The sequence below is a fragment of the Caenimonas sedimenti genome (assembly GCF_007833165.1).
Classification (GTDB): Bacteria; Pseudomonadota; Gammaproteobacteria; order Burkholderiales; family Burkholderiaceae_C; genus Ramlibacter; species Ramlibacter sedimenti.
This window is the reverse complement of record NZ_VOBQ01000005.1, coordinates 139,642-156,237: the sequence shown is the minus strand read 5'-3', so window position 1 is coordinate 156,237 and position 16,596 is coordinate 139,642. Positions and strand designations below refer to the sequence as shown.

Sequence of the window (16,596 nt, the reverse complement as noted above, 5' to 3'; positions counted from 1 at the left end):
GGGGGGGATTCATGCGAAAGATTCTGCATCGGGCAGCGTTTGCCCTGGCGATTGCTTTGGCTGCGGGCGCTGGAAGCCCGGTTTGGGCGCAATCGCGCAACCTGGCGCCCGGCTTCACGGTTCGCGCGCCGGCCACCAAGCTCGTGGTGGTGCCAGCGGACATGGAACTCTTCTCGCTCAGCGCCGGCGGCGTTGCCGAGCCCCGCGCCGACTGGACCGCGACGGCGCAGCAGCATTTCCGCACGGCGCTCCTGGCGCAGAAGGACGTGGTCGGCACGGACCTCGTGGAATTCAAGGACAAGGACATGGACGAACTCGTCCCCGTCAACACCTTGCACGGCGCCGTGGCCCAGGCCGTCTGGCTCCACCACATGCTTGGCATCGCCAAGCTGCCCACCAAGGAAGACCGGCTGGATTGGTCGCTGGGTGAGGCAGTCAAGCCCCTGCGGGACAAGTCCGGCGCCGACTACGCACTCTTCTTCTGGATCCGCGACAGCTATGCGAGCCCCGAGCGCAAGGCGGCCATGGTCGCCCTCGCCATCGTGGGCATCGGCATCACCGGTGGCATCCAGATCGGCTACGCGTCCCTGGTGGACCTGCGCGACGGCCGCATCGTCTGGTTCAACAACCTGGGCCGCGCCTTCGGAGACCTGCGAGAAGCGAAGCCGGCTGAAGAGACCGTCGAAGCGCTCCTGAAGGGCTTTCCCGCGCGCCGGCCATGACGCCGGCGCAGGGGCGCCGCGGCTTCCTTCGTTCGGCCTGCCGGCATTGCCTGGGCCTGGGCGGGCTGGTCTCGGCAGCGGCGATGGCGCAGCCCACCGACAAGCTGATTCCCGCACGGTTCTCCCGTCCCGCGCTGGATACCGACGAAGGCGGGCTCTGGGCGCTGATGGACCGCGAGGAGACGCGGCTGCGACGCAGTTCCTTCGCCATCCGCGACGAGGCACTCCACAAGTACGTGCGGGATCTGGTGTGCCGCCTCGGCGGCGAGCACTGCGCGGACGTGCGCGTGCACCTGGTGCGCTCGCCGCAGTTCAACGCCACCATGGCGCCGAACGGGATGATGACCGTCTACTCGGGTCTCTTGCTGCGCGTCGAAAATGAAGCGCAGCTGGCCGCCGTGCTGGGGCACGAGCTGGGTCACTATTTCGAGCGGCACCTTGTCGAGACCTTGCGCGACCGCAAGAGCCGGGCGGCCGCCGCAACTGTCCTGGCCATGTTCGGTCTGGTCGGCGGCCTTGCGAGCCTCGGGGTCCTGGCCAGCCATTTCGGGTTCTCCCGCGATCAGGAGGCACGGGCCGACCAGGTCGGCATGCGCCTGATCCAGGCCGCCGGCTACGACGGACGGCAGGCGGCGCTGATCTGGGACAACCTGCTTGGCGAGTTGAAGATCACGGGCGGCGAGGAGGCCGGCAAGCGCAGCCCGATGTTCGCCACGCATCCGCCGGTGGAAAGCCGGCGCGACGACCTCATGAAGCTCGCGGGCGATGGCGGCGGTCGCCTTGGCGTGGCGGAGTTCGACCATGCCGTGGCGCCGCATCGCTTCGAATGGCTCGAAGAGGAGATTCGCCGGGGGCAGTTCGAGGAAAGCCTGGTGCTTTTCAACCGCCTGTTGAAGCGCCGGCCCGGCGACGCGCAGGTGCTGTTCGCGCGCGGGGAAGTGCGTCGGCTGCGGGACAAGCCGGAAGACCTGTCGCAGGCCTTGCAGGACCTGCAGGCAGCGACGTCCGAGGCGGAATCGCCCGTGTTGGCGTGGCGTTCTCTGGGGCTGGCCCACCGGCGGCGCTCCGACGCCGCCGCCGCGGCAGAAGCCTTCCAGAAGTATCTCGCGCTGGTGCCCGAGGCGGGCGATGCCAGTGTCATTCAATCCTATCTGACGGAAGTCAAACCATGAAAAACATCCTTCTGTTCATCGCCGTCGCCTTGCTGGCCGGCTGCGCCTCCGTGGTCAAGGTGGAAGGCGACCAGGTGGTCGCCGATCGCTTGAACGTGAAGGTCGGCGAGGCCTGGAACAAGATGCCGTACTCGCACGGGCCCTTCGAGACCTGGACACGCGAAGGGCCGAACCTGGACCAGTTGCGCTTCTGGGCGGGGATCAAGTCCGGTCAGGCGCTCGCGAAGGAGCAACGGGTGCCCTCCGGGCAGACGGCCCCGAGGGTCCCCACTTACACGAGCGGCATGGCGGCCGACCAGTTGGTCAACCTCTTCGAAACCATGTACGCGTCGGACGGCTCGCTCGTCAAGGTTGTCAGGACCGAGTCCAGCACATTCGCCGGTGCCCCCGGCTGGCGTTTCGAGTTCACCATCACCCGCAAGGGCGACGACCTGCTGATGCGGGGCGTGGGCTGGGTCAGCGTGCGCAACAACGAACTGTTCGCCGCGACCTTCACCGCGCCGCAGCTCACCTTCTTTCCCAGGCTGGTGCCCAAGGTCGAGAGTGTTGTCGCCTCCGCGCGGATCAAGGGCTGAGGCTCACCCGTGCCGGATCGCGACCGTCTTCAGCGTCGTGAACCCATGCAGCGCCTCGAAGCCTTTCTCGCGCCCATGGCCGGATGACTTGACGCCGCCGAAGGGCAGCTCCACGCCGCCACCGGCGCCGTAGTTGTTGATGAAGACCTGGCCGCTGCGCACCCGCTTGGCCATGCGCAGCATGCGGCCGCCGTCGCGCGTCCAGATGCCCGCGACCAGGCCGAACTGCGTGGCGTTCGCCAGTTCGACCGCGTGGTCCTCGTTCTTGAAGGACATCGCGGCCAGCACCGGCCCGAACACCTCTTCCTGCGCCAACCGGTGCGACACCGGCACGTCGCGCAGCAGCGTCGGTGCCTGGTAGTAGCCACTTTCCGGCGCCTCGTCCACCACTTCGCCCTGCGCCACGACGGGAATGCCGGCGTGCTGCGCATCCGAGAGGAAATCCCACACGCGCTGCTGCTGGGTGGCACGGATCAGCGGGCCAACGTCGAGGTCCATCGCGGCGGGCCCGACGCGCAGGTTGGCGAACGCCACGCCCAGGCGTTCCAGCAAGGGCTCGTAGAGCGACTCTTCGACCAGCAAGCGCGAACCCGCGGAGCAGGTCTGCCCCGCGTTCTGCACGATGGCGTTGATGACCACGGGCAGCACGGCGTCGACGTCGGCATCGGCGAAGACGATCTGCGGGCTCTTTCCACCCAGCTCCAGCGTGACCGGGCAGTGCCGCTCGGCGGCCGCCTGCTGGATCAGCGTGCCGACCTTGGGGCTGCCCGTGAAGCTGATGTGGTCGACGCCGGGGTGGCGCGCCAGCGCATCGCCGACTTCATGGCCGAAGCCGGTGACGATGTTGATGGCGCCGGCAGGGAACCCCACCTCCGCCGCGAGCTGCGCCACGCGGATCAGCGACAGGCACGCATCCTCGGACGGCTTGACCACGCAGACGTTGCCCGCCGCCAGTGCCCCGCCGACGCTGCGGCCGAAGATCTGCATCGGGTAGTTCCAGGGGATCACGTGGCCCGTCACGCCGTGCGGCTCGCGCCAGGTGAAGACGGAGTAGCCGTCCTGGTAGGGGAGGGTTTCGCCGTGCAGCTTGTCGCAGGCGCCCGCGTAGAACTCGAAGTAGCGGGCCAACGCCGTGGCGTCGGCCTTGGCCTGCTTGGTCGGCTTGCCGCAGTCGCGCTGTTCGATGGCGGCCAGCTCGTCGGCGTGATCGCCGATCTTGAGCGACAGCCGCATCATCAGGCGGCCGCGCTCGGCGGCGCTGAGCTTGCTCCAGACACCTTCAAAGCAGTGACGTGCCGCCTTCACCGCGGCGTCGATGTCTTCGGCTGTGCCGCGCTGGATGGCGTCGTAGGTCTGGCCGTCCGATGGGTCGATGACCGGGATCGTGCGCTCACCGCTCGAGCGGACGGCGGCATTGGCGATGTAGTGGTGCTGCATCCCAACATTCTGCCTCCTGGGCGAACCAGCCGCCTGGTCCAGGAAGTCGACAGCGCGCGGGTGCGCGCGCTACGCGCCGACTGGCACGTACTGGGCTGCGTTGTCCGCCAGCCAGCGCTCCGACGAGGTGCTGTCGTGCTGGTTCGGATGGAAGTCGCGGCGGAAGTAGTCGCGCCAGGGGCCGTAGCACTGGCGAACCAGCCCGCGCTGGCCGAAAAGATAACTGGCGCCGCTTTTCCACGTGCTCCACTTCCAGAGCGTGCCATCGTGCTGCAGGTTGTTGAAGGTCTGGCGCAAGGTGTCGATGAGGAAGACGGTCGTCAGGCGCCGCATCCACTTGATCCGCCATTCGTGGCTGCCGCCAAGCGCGACGTAAAGGTCGAACGCCGTGCTCTTGTGCTCGGATTCCTCGGCGCTGTGCCAAAGCCAAAGTGTTTTCAGGCGGTCGTCCTGGTCGCCCAGCAGGTCGGGGTTCTTCAGCATCCAGTCGGCGAAGATGGCGGTGAAGTGCTCGTTGGCGGCGGTGATGCCCAGCCAGTGGCGCACGTCCACGCCTTCCATCATTTTCAGGCGTTCGCGCGCGCGCGGCTCCCAGTCGTTCACCAGGCCCAGCTTGGCCAGGTGCGCGTTGTACAGGCTGTGCAGCCGGCGATGCGTGGCCTCCTGGCCGATGAATCCTTGCACTTCGGTCTTGAACTTCTCCTGCTGGTCGGCCGGCAACTGCTTGAAGCCGTTGCGCACGGAGTCGATGAAGAACTGTTCGCCGACCGGAAAGCTCATCGATAGCGCATTGAACAGCGCGCTTCGGAAGGCGTCGCCCGCGCACCAGTGGCGGGCGATGGGCTGTTCCATGTCCACGAGCAGGCGGCGGACGACAAGATCGGTCATGATGAGCTTCTTTTCGATTTGGTACGGACTGGTACCATGATGGCATGAATCAACTGGTACCGTCAAGTACCGAAACCGGGCACTACAGCCGGCTGCTGGAAGGCATGGCGCATGCCGTGGCCGCCAAAGGCTACGCCGAAACCACGATCGCAGACATCGTGGCGGAGGCCAGCGTCTCGCGGCGGACCTTCTACGAGCACTTCACGACCAAGGCCGAATGCCTGATCGCGCTGTACGAGGCCGCCAGTCACAACGCGCTGAAGGTGTTGAGCGACGCGATCGATCCTTCGCATGGCTGGGAGGAGCAGGTGGAGCGCGCGCTCGGGGCTTATCTGGGCTGCATGTCGGTGAATCCCGTGCTCATGCGGACCTTGTTCATCGAAATCCTCGGATTGGGTGCCGAAGGTCTTGCTGCACGCCGTCGCGTGAACCAGGAGATCGCCGACTACATGCTGGGCGTGGTGAACGCGGGTCGCGCGGAGAAGCTGTCACCGCAACTCGCGATGGCGGTCGTGGGCGGCATCCATGAACTGGTGCTGCAGGCGATCGAGGATGGGAAGGTGACGGAGCTGCCGGAGTTGACGAAGACGGCGACGCGGTTGGTGAAGGCGGTGACGCGGCCATAGAAAAAGCGGCCGGCGGGCCGCTTTCTCCTGGATCCCTGCCTGCGCAGGGATGACACCTAACTGTGGAACTTCACCACCAACGGCACGATGAGCAGCGCCACGATGTTGATGATCTTGATCAGCGGGTTCACGGCCGGACCGGCGGTGTCCTTGTAGGGGTCGCCCACGGTGTCGCCGGTCACGGCGGCCTTGTGCGCTTCCGAACCCTTGCCGCCGTGGTGGCCGTCTTCGATGTACTTCTTGGCGTTGTCCCAGGCGCCGCCGCCCGTGCACATGGAGATGGCGACGAACAGGCCCGTCACGATGGTGCCCATCAGGAGGCCGCCCAGCGCTTTCGGGCCGAGGATCAGGCCGACCAGGATCGGCACCACCACCGGCAGCAACGACGGGATCATCATTTCCTTGATGGCCGCCTTGGTCAGCATGTCGACCGCCACGCCGTACTCGGGCTTGGCCGTGCCTTCCATGATGCCTTTGATGTCGCGGAACTGGCGGCGCACTTCGACCACCACCGCACCGGCCGCGCGGCCGACCGCTTCCATCGCCATCGCGCCGAACAGGTAGGGGATCAGGCCGCCGATGAACAGGCCGACGATCACCATCGGGTCGCTCAGGTCGAACGTGATCTGGCGGCCGTAGCTTTCCAGCTTGTGGGTGTAGTCGGCGAACAGCACCAGCGCGGCCAGGCCGGCGGAACCGATGGCGTAGCCCTTGGTCACGGCCTTGGTGGTGTTGCCCACGGCGTCCAGCGGGTCGGTGATGTCGCGCACGCTGTCCGGCAGTTCGGCCATCTCGGCGATGCCGCCGGCGTTGTCGGTGATGGGACCGTAGGCGTCCAGCGCGACCACGATGCCGGCCATGCTCAGCATCGAGGTCGCGGCGATCGCGATGCCGTACAGGCCGGCCAGCTGGTAGGCCGCGATGATGGCGGCGCAGACGAACAGCACCGGCCAGGCGGTGGAGCGCATCGAGACGCCGAGGCCCGCGATGATGTTGGTGCCGTGGCCCGTGGTGGAGGCTTGCGCGATGTGCTGCACAGGCGAGTACTGCGTGCCGGTGTAGAACTCGGTGATCCAGACCAGCGCGCCGGTCAGGATGAGGCCGACCGCGCAGGCGCCGAACAGGCGGATCTGCGTGCCGGTGGACGTGATCGCGTTGTCCGGCATCATCCAGACGGTGACGGCGTAGAACGCGATCAGCGACAGGATGCCGGCGATCGCCAGGCCCTTGTAGAGCGCCGGCATCACGTTCTTCATGCCGGGCGAGGCCTTGACGAAGAAGCAGCCGATGATGGACGCGATGATGGACACGCCGCCGAGCGCCAGCGGATAGAGCACGGCGTTGACCGCGGCGCTCGTCACCAGCAGGGCGCCCAGCACCATGGTTGCGATCAGCGTCACGGCATAGGTCTCGAACAGGTCGGCGGCCATGCCGGCGCAGTCGCCGACGTTGTCGCCGACGTTGTCGGCGATCACGGCCGGGTTGCGCGGGTCGTCTTCCGGAATGCCGGCTTCCACCTTGCCCACCAGGTCGGCACCGACGTCGGCCCCCTTGGTGAAGATGCCGCCGCCCAGTCGCGCGAAGATCGAGATCAGCGAAGAGCCGAAGGCGAAGCCGATCAGGGGGTTCAGCAGGTCGGCCAATTTCTTGTCCGGGGTCAGGTTGCCGTTGCCCACCAGGAACCAGTAGAACGCCGTCACGCCCAGCAGGCCCAGGCCCACCACCAGCATGCCGGTGATGGCGCCGCCGCGGAAGGCGACGTCGAGCGCCGGGCCGATGCCGCGGGTGGCGGCTTGCGCCGTGCGCACGTTGGCGCGCACCGAGACGTTCATCCCGATGAAGCCGCAGGCGCCCGAGAGCACCGCGCCGATGATGAAGCCGATCGAAGTGGTGACGTCGAGGAAGAGGGCGATCAGGATGGCCAGCACCACGCCGACGATGCCGATGGTCTTGTATTGCCGGGCCAGGTACGCCGCCGCGCCGGCCTGGATGGCCGCCGCGATTTCCTGCATGCGGGCGTTGCCCGCGTCCTGGGAGAGGATCCAGCTTCTGGCCCAGAAGCCATAAGCCACGGCCGCGAGGCCGCACACAAGCGCCAAGATGAGCGCCGAGTTGCCAGTCATTGAAGTTTCTCCTACGGTTGCCTTGAAGTCGTCGAGGGGCGCCACGCGAGCGGCGCCACCGCTGCGTTGCTTCCTCGTGACTCCATCCATGGGAGACGATTGGCCAACGCGCAGACTATAAATGCAAAGGCGTGACGGATTTGCGTCAGGGCCGGGAAAGCGCGCGGTGGCAAACTAAAATCCGGGTTTCCCCTGATTCGCCGCTTTCTTCTACTTACAACGAAACCATGTCCCTCGACCTCGTCACCCCCGGCAAGAACGTCCCCGAGTCCTTCAACGTGATCATCGAGATCCCGATGAACGCCGACCCCGTGAAGTACGAAGTGGACAAGGAGACGGGCGCCATCTTCGTGGACCGCTTCATGAGCACGTCCATGCATTACCCCACCAACTACGGCTACGTGCCCAAGACCATCAGCGGCGACGGCGACCCGGTCGACGTGCTGGTGATCACGCCCGTGCCGCTGATCCCCGGCGTGGTCGTCCCGTGCCGGCCGATCGGCATCCTGAAGATGCAGGACGAAGCGGGCGACGATGCCAAGGTGCTGGCCGTGCCGGTCGACAAGGTGCTGGCGATCTACACCCACTGGCAGAAGCCGGAAGACATGAACCCGCTGCGGCTGAAGACCATCTCGCATTTCTTCGAGCACTACAAGGACCTGGAGCCCGGCAAGTGGGTGAAGGTGCTGGGCTGGGAAGGCCCGGAGTCGGCGAAGCAGGAAGTGCTGGACGGCATTGCCAACTACAAGAAGCAGCACGCCTGACGCATGTGGAGCGCGCGCGCCCTGTTCCAGGAAGCCCTGATGGTCCACGTGGTGGACGTCGGGGCCGCCTTGGCCGAGCATCCGAACTACCAGCCGCTGATCGACGCCGGGGCGGCGCGGCTCTCGGGCTTCGAGCCGACGCCGGAAGAGTGCGAGAAACTGAATGCGAAGTACGGCGCGCCGCACCGCATTCACCCGGTGTTCGTCGGCAATGGGCAGACCCAGACGTATCACGAGACCAACGTCGGCCTCACCGGCTCGCTGTTCGAACCCCACAATGAGCTGAACTCGAAATTCCAGCAGCTGGCGGAGCTGATGCAGGTGGTCGCCAGGCACGAGGTCCAGACGACCCGCCTGGACGACGTGGAAGGCCTGGTCGACGTCGACATGGTCAAGATCGACGTCCAGGGTGCGGAGCTCCAGGTGTTCCAGCATGCGCCGCGCGTCCTGTCGGAGGCCGTGCTCATCCAGACCGAGGTGGAGTTCGTGCCGCTCTACAAGGACCAGCCCCTGTTCGCTGACGTCGATGCGCATCTGCGGGCGGCCGGGTACCAGCTGCACACCTTCCTGGGCTTCGGGTCGCGCGCGTTCAAGCCGCTCGCGAAGAACAACCAGCCCTACGACGGCTTTCGCCAGATCCTGTGGTCGGACGCCGTCTACGTGCGCGACTTCATGCACCTCGACCGCCTGGCGGACGGCAAGCTGAAAAAGCTGGCGGTGCTGCTGCACGACGTCTACCAATCGCCGGACCTTTGCCATCACGTGCTGGAAGCGCTCGACCGGCGCGGCGGCGGCCAGCGCTACGCGCCGCGTTACCTGCAGCAGTTGACGGCGCCTGCGCCACGCCCCTAGTCTTCACGGCACGAATGCGAGCGCTTGACGCCGCATTCACGCATCGATGCCATGATGGCCCCCCAACAGAGGGAGCGATCATGAGCGGCAATCTCCAGAAACGTTGGAACGCCCGCAGCCGCTTGTGGGCGGCATGGGCAGCGGTTGCATTGGCAGCCTCCGCCTGTGGCGGTGGCGGTGGTGGTGGCGAATCGCCCGCCCCGCCGGCGCCCGCCCCGGCGCCTGCACCGGGGCCTGGCCCCGCCCCGGCCCCCGCACCAGGTCCCGCTCCGGCTCCGACACCCGCGCCTTCTCCCGCTCCCGCTCCCGCCCAGGTTCCCGTCGGCATCAGCCTCTTCGCCGGCGAGGAAGGAGGCCCCGGCGACATCGACGGCACGGGCCGTGCCGCGCGCTTCGGCGACATCAGCGCCATCGCCATCGACGCCGCCGGCAACGTGCTGGTGGCCGACGGCTCGAACGCGAAGATCCGCAGGGTCACCCCCGCAGGCGTGGTCACCACCCTGGTGGCCAGCACGGGTGGCCTGGTGGACGACGTGGCGGCGCATCCCGACGGCAGCGTCTACTTCGTGGCCAACGGCTCGCTGGTGCGCGCCGGCGCGGCCATCACCACGGTGGCAGCCGGCAGCAGCGCGTTCCACGCTTTGTCGGTGGCGATCGCGCCGGATGGAACGGTCTATTTCGCGAGCCGGGGGCAGGTCATGAAGATCGCACCCGGCGGCGGAACGCCCACCCAGTTCTCGAGCATCGGCTTGACCGGCATGACGGTCGGCGCGGGCGGTGTGCTGCACGGCGTCCTGGACGGACGCGTCGTCATGCGCCTGGCAGCGGACGGGACAGGAACTCCGCTGGGCGTGTTGAACGGCGCCACGGGCGAGACCGCCCAGGACGGCACGCCATTGCGATTCGGCACGCCACAAGGCGTGGCGGTGGACGCCGCAGGCAACGTCTATGTCGCGGAGCGGCGGATCGCGAACGATACCACCGGTCAGTTGCGCCGGATCAGCCCGGCGGGCATCATGACCAGCCCGCTGGGCACGCGCGAACTGTTCGCGGGCGGCTCGCGCGCCGACGTCGCTTTCGATGCCGCGGGCAATCTGTACTTCTCGAGCGGATGGGGCGTCGCCCGGATGACGCCGGCGGGCGCCGTCAGCGCCTTGGCGGGCACCTATCTTCCGTTGGCGGACCCGTCGCTGGCGCCGATCTCCGCAGTCCAGCTGGCAGTGGCTCCGGCGGGTCATGTCTTCACCCTGGAGCTCGTGGGCACCAGGGTGCGGATGCGCAAGTACGAGCCCAATGGGACGCGCTCGGCTTTCGGGGCTGATGGCGAAGGCGTTCTGTTGCCGGAGTTTCCCATTCCTCCATCAGGCAACCTGGGCCTGGCGGTCGGCGCGGCAGGCGACGTCTACGTGGCGGCGCCGAGGATTCGCACCTTGAGCGTGTTCGGCGGCACCATCCGGGCGGCGGAGGGCGGTGCGCTGTACCGCGTCTCGCCGGCCGGCGTGCTGACCACCCTGCAGGAGAGCAGCCCGGGCGTGGCCGACTTCGTGCCGTCCGGCCTGTCCATCGACTCCGCCGGCAATCTCTACTACCTCGACTACGCCGACAAGTTCCTGCGCCGGCGCAGCCCGGACGGCACCGTCGCACGGCTGGGGAACGCGCCGGTCCCGGTGGTCGAAGGCCTCGGCCCGGGCGAGACGCAAGTCGCGGTGTCTCCGGCCGGCAAGGTCTGGCTGCTGAACACCCGAACGGGCGCCTTCAGCACGCTCGATGCGAGTGGGGCGTATGTCGCGGTGCCGCTCGTTGCGATGACGCTGCCAGGCGGGACGCAGGTGCTGCCCCAGCTCAATGGGCCGACGAATCCCGTCGCCGACGCCGCCGGGAATCTGTATTTCCTGGACTTCGGCAAGCTGGTGCGCGTGGCGCCGGACGGGGCCACCCGCGTGCTGGCCGGCTCGGAGCCATTTCGCTTCCAGCCGGCGCCGCTGCGCATCGGCGACCTGACGGGCGGGATCGGTGCGGCGGACGCGCTGGCCATCGGGCCGGACGGGGTGCTGGTCCTGCACAGCGGCGGTGCGCTGGTGCGCGTGCGCACCGAGTAGGCGCCGCTCAGGCCCGGTGTGGATCCGGGTAGATCAGTCCCTTCAGCCCGAAGAGCCCGAAGCGGTCGAACGGCTTCCAGGCGCCTTCGGCCTGCGCGAGCCGGTCGGCCACAGCCCACCAGGCCGCGGGGTTCAGCCCGATCCCGATGTGGCTGGCCACGACCTCGATGTTCTCCACCTCGCCGTGGTCCGGCCGCTGGATGCTGCCTTGCCACGCGACGATGCCGTCGCTGCGCGAGTAGATGCTGGTGGTCGGCACGGGTGGCGCCTCTGGCAGGTCGAAGTTGTCGTGCTCGCGCGCGATGTCGCGCCCGCTCGTGAGTTCGTAGATGCGCCAGGCGTTGGTGGACTTGGGCGGCCCGGCGAAGGGCGAACCCAGCGTGATCACGCAGCGCACCAGGTCAGGCATCTCCTTGGCCAGCTCGCGCGCGTAGACCCCGCCGAGGCTCCATCCGATCAGGCTGACCTTGCGGCCGCTCTGCGCGCAGGCTTCCTCGAGGCTGCGCTTCGCCGCTTCCAGCACCCCGGCGCGCGGCCCGAAGTTGAAGCCCTGGTTCCAGCCCTGTGTGTCGTAGCCCATGGCGCCGAGATATCGCCGCAGCGGGACCGTGGATGCATCGCTCGCCGACAAGCCCGGAAACACCATGACAGGGTGGCCGTCGCCGGCAGGTGCGCGCTGCAGCGCGGGCCACGCCGGGAGCAGGGCGCCGAATTCCCAGGGTGCCCGGAATTCGAGCGCCAGGAGGGCGAGGCTGGGGGGTGGGAGGTCTTCGTTCGCGTTCCGTCTCGTTGCCATCAGCATGGAGCGACTGCTTTCCTGCTTGTTGTCGTGCCTCAGACGGTAGCAGCTTTGCGCCGTTTCGCCGCTGGCGCTTTCGCGGGTTTAGGGAGGGCCCTCGGCTTTCGGGTCGCCTTGGCGACCGGCGTCCTCATGGTTGACCCTGATACGGCGGGCATGTCGATGGGCGGCGGCGGGGCGGCGAAGAGCCCACGCGCCTCGTTGAAAGCCGTCTCCAGCGCGTCCGCGAGCTGCTGCAGGTCGGGCACGGCCTCGCGCCCCGCAATGAGCCCGAAGTCGACGCGGCCGGCATAGGTCTGGATCGTGATGTTCAACGCCAGGCCATGCATGACGATCGACAGCGGATGGAAGGTGATCATCTTCGCTCCCGCGAGGTACAGCGGCACCGGCGGGCCGGGGACGTTGCTGATGGCCAGGTTGGCGATGGCCGGCAGCCGCTCCGTGATGCCGGACCGGCCATAGGTCTTGAGCGCGATCTTGCCGGCGCCGCCCACCAGCCACGGAGCGAGGAGCGATGGGTAGTCGGTCGGCAGCACGGACTTCAAGCCCGCCAGCGCCTGCTTGACCTTGGCAGTGGAGGCCTGGATCGCGTTCCAGCGCTTCAGAGGGTTGGCCAGGTGCGTGCCGAGTTGCACCACGGAGATCGACGCCTGGTTGTTCAGCTCCTTGTTGCTCTCCTCGCGCAGGCTGACCGGCATGGCCGCCACGAGCGGCTTCTTCGGTATGCCGCCGTGGTCCGCCAGGTAGCTGCGCAAGGCGGTCGCGCAGATCCACAGCACGACATCGTTGAACGAGCCGCCCGCGGCCTTGCCCATGGCCTTGCATTCGGCCAGGGGCAGGCTCGCGGTGGCGAAGCTGCGCTGGCTCGTGATGCCCACGTTGAAGATCGTCTTGGGGGCGAGCTGCACGGGCAACCGGCTGCGCAGGCCCTTCAGGCCCTTGTTGCCACTGCCGCTGGCGGACCGCTTCATCACCGCGCCGCCCAGGGACGTGGCAGCGACGGGCAGCGAACGCGCCAGCTTCGCGTACTGCGCGAGCGAGTTGGAGAAGACCGCACCGATCATCTCGCCGATCTTCAGGTCCTTGCCGGTGCGGCGCTTGCGCGCGGGGTCCGCGGGTTCCACCTCGCGCGGCTGCGGCGTCAGGTCCAGGATGGCGTTGGCGAGCACCGTGCCGCCCTTGCCGTCCAACGCGGCGTGGTGGATCTTCGAATAGAAGCCCACCAGCTTGCCTTCCACCGCCATGCCCTTGGGCGCGGCGATGTTGTCGAACACGTGGAACTCCCACAGCGGATGCTCCCGATCGATCAGCTGGCCGTGCAGCCTGGCCGCGGCCGCTTCGGCCTGCTTCACCGTGAGTCGGGTGCCGGGGACCTTGCGGATGTGGAAGTTCAGGTCGACGTCGTCCGCCTCCACCCAGATCGGGTGTCCCAGGTCAAACGGCATGAAAGCCAGGCGCCGGCTGAAGATGGGCGCGAGATGCAGTCGCCTGGCGAGATGCTGCTGCACGGCCTTGTGGAAGCTGCCCTTGAAAGCCTTCGGCATCTCGTAGAGATGCAGGGAGCCCACATGCATCGGCGTTTCCGGGGTCTCCAGGTAGAGAAACGTGGCGTCGAGACCGCTGAGTGATTTCATGGTTGTCCGGAAGAGCTCCGCCGACCATAGCGCGTGCCAGCTGGCGCCAGATCAGGGTTTCTCACGAGTCCTCTCGGTTCGCCGGAACGGGCTGCGCTCGTCGAGGTGCTCCAGGTAGTTCTCGATGCCCTGGCCCTCGCGCGCGAGAAACTTCTCGACGGCGTCGGCGAAAGCCGGATGCGCCAGCCAGTGCGCGCTGGTCGTCTTCACGGGCATCAGGGCGCGTGCCATCTTGTGCTCGCCCTGCGCGCCGCCTTCGAAGCGCTGGAAACCATTCGCGATGCACCACGCAAGGGGCTGGTAGTAGCAGGCCTCGAAGTGCAGGCAGTCGACGCGCTCCAGCGCACCCCAATAACGGCCATAGGCGACCCCGTCGGCGATGGCGATCAGGCTGCAGGCGATCCGCCTGCCCCCGCGCTCCGCGATGAACAGCAGCCAGTTCTCCGGCATGGTTGCCGCCATGCGTGCGAAGAATTCGGGCGTCAGGTAGGGCGCGTTGCCGTGTTCGAGATAGGTGCGCTCGTAGCAGCGATAGAAGAAGTCCCAGTCGGCCGCGGTGATGTCCATGCCCGACGCGTGGCGGAAGGTCACCCCGGCCTCGGCCACCTTGCGCCGCTCCTGGCGGATCTTCTTGCGCTTTTCCTGGGCGAGGCTGGCGAGAAAGGCATCGAAGTCGGCATAGCCCGCGTTGGTCCAGTGGAACTGCACCGTATGGCGAAGCATCAGCCCTGCGCTTTCGCATGCCTCGACGTCCTGGTCCGCCGTGAAGAGCAGGTGCAGGGAGGAGAGCCGCAGCTTCTTCGCTTCCGCGAGCAGTGCCTCGACGAGCGCCGCCCGGGCGGAGCCGTCGCGCGCCAGCAGGCGCGGTCCTGGCACGGGCGTGAATGGCACCGCGACAACACCCTTGGGGTAGTAGCGCAGCCCATGTTGCTCGTACGCGTTGGCCCAGGCCCAGTCGAAGACGTATTCGCCATAGGAATGCGCCTTGGCGTACAGGGGGCACGCTGCCTGCAGCGAGTCGCCTTGCCATAGGGTCACGAGGAGCGGCGTCCAGCCGGTGGCCGCCGTCGCGCTGCCGCTTTCGTGCATGGCCAGCAGGTATTCATGGCGCATGAACGGTGATCCGCCGTTTCCCGCGACGAGGTCGTTCCACGCGGCCGCGTCCACTTCCCCCGGCGAGCGCAGCACGCGGGTAACATATTCCTTGGCTTCGCTTCCCACGGCTCGCATGTCTCTCACCATCTGTACCGCCCAGCTCAACGTCACCGTGGGTGACATGGCGGGCAACGCCCAAAAAATCATCGCCGCGGCGCGCGAAGCCTACACGCGCGGCGCGCGCCTGGTGCTCACGCCCGAGCTGTCGATCTGCGGCTACCCGGCGGAAGACCTGCTGCTGAGGCCGGCCTTCATCGCCGCCTGTGATGATGCCGTGAAAACGGTGGCCCGCGAGCTCGCGGGGTTGCAGGGGCTCCATGTGGTCGTCGGCCACCCGCGGGGCGGGGACTTGCGCAGCAAGTCGGTGCAGGTGCAGTTGCGCTGGAACGCCGCCAGCGTGCTGCACGAGGGCCGTTCCATCGAGACCTACGCCAAGCGCGAGCTGCCCAATTACCAGGTGTTCGACGAATACCGGTACTTCACGAAGGGGCAGGGCACCTGCGTGTTCCAGGTCGAGGATGTCAACGTCGGCCTGCTGATCTGCGAGGACGCGTGGTTCGAGGAACCGGCGCAGCTCGCCAAGGTGTCTGGCGCGACGCTGCTCGTGGTGCCCAACGCCTCGCCGTACCACATCGGCAAGGAGAACGAGCGCATCGACCGCATGGCCGAACGCGCGCGCGCCGTCGACCTGCCGCTGATCTACGCGCATCTGGTGGGTGGGCAGGACGAGGTGATCTTCGATGGCGCCTCCTTCGCCGTGAACGCCGACGGATCGCTGGCCGCGCGGGCGCCGGGGTTCAAGGAGGACATGTTCTACGTGCAGGCGGTCGCCGGCACGAATGGCGTGCAGCTGAGCGGCCCGCTGGTGCCCGACCATCCACCCGAAGCGGACCTGTGGGACGCGCTGGTGCTGGGCGTGCGCGACTACATCGGCAAGAACGGCTTCCCCGGCGTGCTGCTCGGCCTGTCGGGCGGGATCGACTCCGCGCTGGTCATGGCCATCGCGGTGGACGCCCTCGGCAAGGACAGGGTGCGGGCCGTGATGATGCCTTCGCCGTACACGGCCGACATCTCCTGGATCGACGCTCGCGACATGGCCAAACGGCTGGGCGTGCGTTACGACGAGATCTCCATCAAGCCGATGTTCGAGTCGTTCAAGGCCGCGCTGGCGACCGAGTTCGCCGGACTGCCAGAGGACACGACCGAGGAGAACATCCAGGCCCGCATCCGCGGCGTGCTGCTGATGGCGCTGTCCAACAAGTTCGGCAGCATCGTCCTCACCACGGGCAACAAGAGCGAGATGGCCACGGGGTATTGCACGCTGTATGGCGACATGGCGGGCGGCTTCGCCGTGATCAAGGACCTGCTGAAGACCACGGTGTTCAAGCTCGCCGCCTGGCGCAACGCCAACGATCCGTATGGGACGGGCGCCAACCCCATCCCGGAGCGCATCATCACGCGGCCGCCCAGCGCCGAATTGCGCCCCGACCAGGTCGACCAGGACAGCCTGCCGCCTTACGAAATCCTGGACGCGATCCTCGCCCGCTACATGGAGAACGACCAGGGCGTCGAGGAGATCGTCGCGGCCGGCTTCGACCGGGCCATCGTGGAGCGGGTGGCGCGCCTGATCCGCATCAACGAATACAAGCGGCGGCAGGCGCCGGTGGGCATCCGGGTCAGCCACCGGAGCTTCGGCAAGGATTGGCGCTATCCTATAACGGCCAAGTTCCGAGCCTGACACCCAAAACGA

At 67.4% G+C, this 16,596-nt stretch carries 14 protein-coding genes; 8 read left to right on the top strand and 6 right to left on the bottom strand.

Annotation, left to right across the window (positions count from 1 at the left end; genetic code table 11):
* Positions 1–11: 11 nt before the first annotated feature.
* From FN976_RS08120 to FN976_RS08110, 3 genes are read left to right on the top strand one after another with little or no spacing between them, the layout of a single operon-like run.
* A complete protein-coding gene (locus tag FN976_RS08120; RefSeq protein WP_145892503.1) occupies positions 12–722 on the top strand; it encodes a hypothetical protein in 711 nt (236 codons plus the stop codon).
* The gene (locus tag FN976_RS08115) at positions 719–1,894 is read left to right on the top strand and encodes a M48 family metallopeptidase (RefSeq protein WP_145892502.1); all 1,176 of its coding nucleotides are present in this window, start codon (positions 719–721) and stop codon (positions 1,892–1,894) included. The genes FN976_RS08120 and FN976_RS08115 overlap by 4 nt, the downstream gene beginning before the upstream one ends.
* On the top strand, positions 1,891–2,469 hold the full coding sequence (locus FN976_RS08110; protein ID WP_145892501.1) for a hypothetical protein: 579 nt from the start codon (positions 1,891–1,893) through the stop codon (positions 2,467–2,469). The genes FN976_RS08115 and FN976_RS08110 overlap by 4 nt, the downstream gene beginning before the upstream one ends.
* A gap of 3 nt (positions 2,470–2,472) precedes the next feature.
* Here the strand turns inward: FN976_RS08110 and FN976_RS08105 are convergent, their stop codons facing one another.
* Together FN976_RS08105 and FN976_RS08100 are read right to left on the bottom strand one after the other, a co-directional pair.
* On the bottom strand, positions 2,473–3,906 hold the full coding sequence (locus FN976_RS08105) for an aldehyde dehydrogenase family protein (protein WP_145892500.1): 1,434 nt from the start codon (positions 3,904–3,906) through the stop codon (positions 2,473–2,475).
* A gap of 69 nt (positions 3,907–3,975) precedes the next feature.
* The gene (locus tag FN976_RS08100; RefSeq protein WP_145892499.1) at positions 3,976–4,794 is read right to left on the bottom strand and encodes a metal-dependent hydrolase; all 819 of its coding nucleotides are present in this window, start codon (positions 4,792–4,794) and stop codon (positions 3,976–3,978) included.
* A gap of 44 nt (positions 4,795–4,838) precedes the next feature.
* Between FN976_RS08100 and FN976_RS08095 the strand changes: the two genes are divergently transcribed.
* A complete protein-coding gene (locus tag FN976_RS08095) occupies positions 4,839–5,420 on the top strand; it encodes a TetR/AcrR family transcriptional regulator (RefSeq protein ID WP_186510790.1) in 582 nt (193 codons plus the stop codon).
* Between the two features lie 56 nt (positions 5,421–5,476).
* On the opposite strand, the gene FN976_RS08090 is transcribed toward FN976_RS08095, so the two are convergent.
* The gene (locus FN976_RS08090) at positions 5,477–7,543 is read right to left on the bottom strand and encodes a sodium-translocating pyrophosphatase (RefSeq protein ID WP_145892498.1); all 2,067 of its coding nucleotides are present in this window, start codon (positions 7,541–7,543) and stop codon (positions 5,477–5,479) included.
* 227 nt (positions 7,544–7,770) lie between these two features.
* Here FN976_RS08090 and ppa point away from each other — a divergent pair, with 227 nt between their 5' ends.
* The 3 genes from ppa (at position 7,771) to FN976_RS08075 (ending at position 11,258) form a co-directional block, all read left to right on the top strand.
* Positions 7,771–8,307 carry an inorganic diphosphatase gene (ppa, locus tag FN976_RS08085; protein WP_145892497.1) on the top strand — a complete coding sequence of 179 codons (537 nt, stop codon included), beginning with the start codon at positions 7,771–7,773 and terminating at the stop codon, positions 8,305–8,307.
* Positions 8,308–8,310: 3 nt separating this feature from the next.
* A complete protein-coding gene (locus FN976_RS08080; protein WP_145892496.1) occupies positions 8,311–9,159 on the top strand; it encodes an FkbM family methyltransferase in 849 nt (282 codons plus the stop codon).
* Between the two features lie 80 nt (positions 9,160–9,239).
* Complete coding sequence (locus FN976_RS08075) at positions 9,240–11,258, top strand: NHL repeat-containing protein (RefSeq protein WP_145892495.1); 2,019 nt, start codon at positions 9,240–9,242, stop codon at positions 11,256–11,258.
* Positions 11,259–11,265: 7 nt separating this feature from the next.
* Here the strand turns inward: FN976_RS08075 and FN976_RS08070 are convergent, their stop codons facing one another.
* Genes FN976_RS08070 through FN976_RS08060 form a run of 3 tightly spaced genes read right to left on the bottom strand, consistent with a single transcriptional unit; the run spans position 11,266 to position 14,921 of the window.
* Positions 11,266–12,060, bottom strand: a complete 795-nt coding sequence (locus tag FN976_RS08070; RefSeq protein ID WP_145892494.1) for an esterase/lipase family protein — start codon at positions 12,058–12,060, stop codon at positions 11,266–11,268.
* A gap of 32 nt (positions 12,061–12,092) precedes the next feature.
* Positions 12,093–13,691 (bottom strand): wax ester/triacylglycerol synthase family O-acyltransferase, encoded by a 1,599-nt coding sequence (locus FN976_RS08065; RefSeq protein ID WP_145892493.1) that lies wholly within the window; start codon positions 13,689–13,691, stop codon positions 12,093–12,095.
* Between the two features lie 51 nt (positions 13,692–13,742).
* On the bottom strand, positions 13,743–14,921 hold the full coding sequence (locus tag FN976_RS08060; RefSeq protein ID WP_255440232.1) for a GNAT family N-acetyltransferase: 1,179 nt from the start codon (positions 14,919–14,921) through the stop codon (positions 13,743–13,745).
* Between FN976_RS08060 and FN976_RS08055 the strand changes: the two genes are divergently transcribed.
* A complete protein-coding gene (locus FN976_RS08055; protein ID WP_145892491.1) occupies positions 14,920–16,584 on the top strand; it encodes an NAD+ synthase in 1,665 nt (554 codons plus the stop codon). The two genes, FN976_RS08060 and FN976_RS08055, sit on opposite strands and share 2 nt — an antisense overlap.
* Positions 16,585–16,596: the final 12 nt, after the last annotated feature.